Below are 2788 nucleotides of genomic sequence, written 5' to 3'. Positions count from 1 at the left end.
TGGGAACACACCTGCATAGCAGGTGGTTTATTTTTATTGCCAATACAAGAAAATGCTGTACAGCCGATTTCATCGTCTATACAGCATCTATATGACATGCGGAGTATGGGACTTGAACCCACACGCCCTACGAGCACATGATCCTTAGTCATGCCTGTCTGCCAATTCCAGCAACTCCGCATTTTCGCTGACAATCACTGCCAGCGAATAATATATTACCAAAAAACAAAACCAATGTCAATCATTTTCTGAAATAATTTTTATTTGAATGCATATTGCATAAAAGTATAAAAGGCACGATCCCAGCACCTGTCATCATGACCGGTTCCTTTTACTTCCAAAAACATATTATTTAACCCAAGCAAATCACACTGATTAACAAATCTTCTTGCACTATCATCCATCATATGGTCCTGCTGTCCGGTGATAAAGAAACACAACTTAATCTGACTGTTCAGACGATTGGCATCCTCTTGTGTCGTTACAATCGTCTGCTTGGTTGAAGCAAATGGTCCAGCCGAGAAGAATCCCATATACTGGAACAAATCCGGATGTTTTAACCCCAGTTCAATGGCTTCTCCACAGCCCATAGACAGCCCGCACACACCTGTATGAGCAGCGCCTTTTTTTACCGGATAATTTTTTTCCATATACGGAAGCAAATCATAAATCACTTCATATTCGAACAAATAACAGTTACTCCACGAATTCTGAACAACCGGATTAGGCTCTGTATTTGGATATGTTTTACTTTTATCATAGTTAATGTTGCCATTCGGAAATACTACAATACACTCTTCCGCCTCTTTCGTATCATACAAATAGTCCATAATATTGTTTGCATGACATCCGGCTCCGGCTGAAGTCTTTCTTCCGCAAGTCCAATAATCCTCATTTTGTCCGCCACCGTGCAGACAGAACAACAAATTATATGTCTTCTTTTTAGGATCATAATCCGGTGGAAAATAAATCTTGGCATGCCCTTCGCCGCTTTCACGGTATTGGGAAGGATATGTAAAATCTGACACCTCGCCATGTGCAATATCTTCTTTATAGAAGTTATAGCCATCCTCCGCAACAAATTCATCCGTTACACAAAGTTTATAAGTTTCTTTTTTTGTATCATCTGTCTTTGATGTCAAAACGAGAGTACATTTGCCGATGTGCAGAGGTTTTATCTTTCCTCTTGCATCAATAATTGCTACATAACTATTCGACGTAGAAACATTATAATCCGTAATGACTCCCTCCGACGGTTTTACTTCTTTCTTCACATCAAGGGTGCTTCCAAGTTCTACCGTATAATCCGCCTTATATGTAATTTCTACCGGCGTAGGCGATGGTGTTTTCGTTGCGCGCGGTGTTCCTTTAGGCGTAGCACTTGGTGTTGCAGTCGGAGCGGTTATTACCGGCTTTACAGTTGCCGTTGGTGTTGGCTGCTGTGTATTTGCTGCCGGTGCAGATGGTTGTATCTGCTTATTGATTGTCTTCTTTTTTGATACAACCCTCACTTTACAAACTGCCTTTTTCTTTTTTCCTTTGTATTTAACAGTCGCGGTAATCGAAGCCTTTCCAGGCTTTTTTGCTTTGACAAGTCCTGTTTTATTTACTGACACCACCGAGCGCTTTGACGATGAAAAAGAAACTTTCGCCTTTGCCGGTTTCTTTTTCGCTTTCAATCGAAATCTTTGTCCGGTCTTTAGCGATAGTGTTTTTTTATTAAGCGTCACACTAATCTTTTTTGCTGCAGATTTTGATGATGCCATGCTGCTTTGGAACGGACTGGCTGCTGTACTTACCAAAAGTGCGATAAGTACTGCTTTCGCTGTCATTTCTTTGTTTCTGCTTTTCATTCCAACATTTCCCCTTTACATATAATTTTGCATTAATTTATTTTAATACCTGATAATATTTTATCTATAATTAAGAACCCGGTCAATGTATTATGCTTGCAAAAAACTGACACATACTATATACTTAGCCTTAAGAAATTGATGAACAGAATGGAGAAGAATCATGAATGTAACAAAACCCAGTGTAGAAATTATTGATATGAAAGATTACGATGAAATGATTCGTAAAATAGAGAAAATCGGACGTGTATGCTACAAGAGCGAGGGAAATATTACAGAAGAGTCCGCGGAACGTTTTATCCGCAATATTTTGAAAAGAGGACATGAATCTGTCATCGAACATGAGGCTGTTACAGTCCGTATGATTTGTGACCGCGGTATTACCCATGAAATTGTACGCCACCGCATTGCCAGCTACAGCCAGGAAAGCACACGTTACTGTAACTACTCCGGTGACAAATTCGGCAACGAAATTACTGTTATCGATATCGCCGGTGGATTTTCTTATGATTTAAACAACGAAACTGATTTACAGAAATACGAAGCATGGATGCGTGCCATGGAAAATGCAGAGAAATCTTACTTTGAGCTGATTGAACTGGGTGCCACACCACAGGAAGCCCGTTCGGTACTTCCAAACAGTTTAAAGACAGAAATCGTCGTGACAATGAATCTTCGCTCCTGGCGTAACTTCTTCCGTCTGCGTTGTGACTCTCATGCACATCCGCAGATGCGCGAAGTAGCAAATATTGCCCTCGACTTATTCAAAAAAAGACTCCCTATCTTCTTCGATGATATTGATTAATATTATGAGGAGGGGCCCGCGAAGCGGGAGGAGCCAACAAGTTTAGAACCGACAAAAAAACAACGCTTTCTCATCAATTTGATGTGACCCCCAAATGTTAGACTTTTTAGGCGTAGCAGTTTGATGGCTG

At 40.5% G+C, this 2788-nt stretch carries 2 protein-coding genes and 1 tRNA gene; 1 reads left to right on the top strand and 2 read right to left on the bottom strand.

Features of this window, described 5'->3' with window-relative positions:
• Positions 1-97: 97 nt before the first annotated feature.
• Positions 98-180: transfer RNA gene (locus DW005_RS13465), tRNA-Leu, on the bottom strand.
• Positions 181-260: 80 nt separating this feature from the next.
• Positions 261-1853, bottom strand: a complete 1593-nt coding sequence (locus DW005_RS13460; RefSeq protein ID WP_117480182.1) for an Ig-like domain-containing protein — start codon at positions 1851-1853, stop codon at positions 261-263.
• Positions 1854-2016: 163 nt separating this feature from the next.
• On the opposite strand from DW005_RS13460, the gene thyX reads away from it, so the two are divergent.
• The gene (gene thyX, locus DW005_RS13455; protein WP_022377582.1) at positions 2017-2658 is read left to right on the top strand and encodes an FAD-dependent thymidylate synthase; all 642 of its coding nucleotides are present in this window, start codon (positions 2017-2019) and stop codon (positions 2656-2658) included.
• Positions 2659-2788 lie beyond the last annotated feature (130 nt).

It is taken from the genome of Clostridium sp. AF36-4, from assembly GCF_003435975.1.
Classification (GTDB): Bacteria; Bacillota; Clostridia; order Lachnospirales; family Lachnospiraceae; genus Eubacterium_F.
This window is presented reverse-complemented; position numbering and strand designations above follow the sequence as displayed.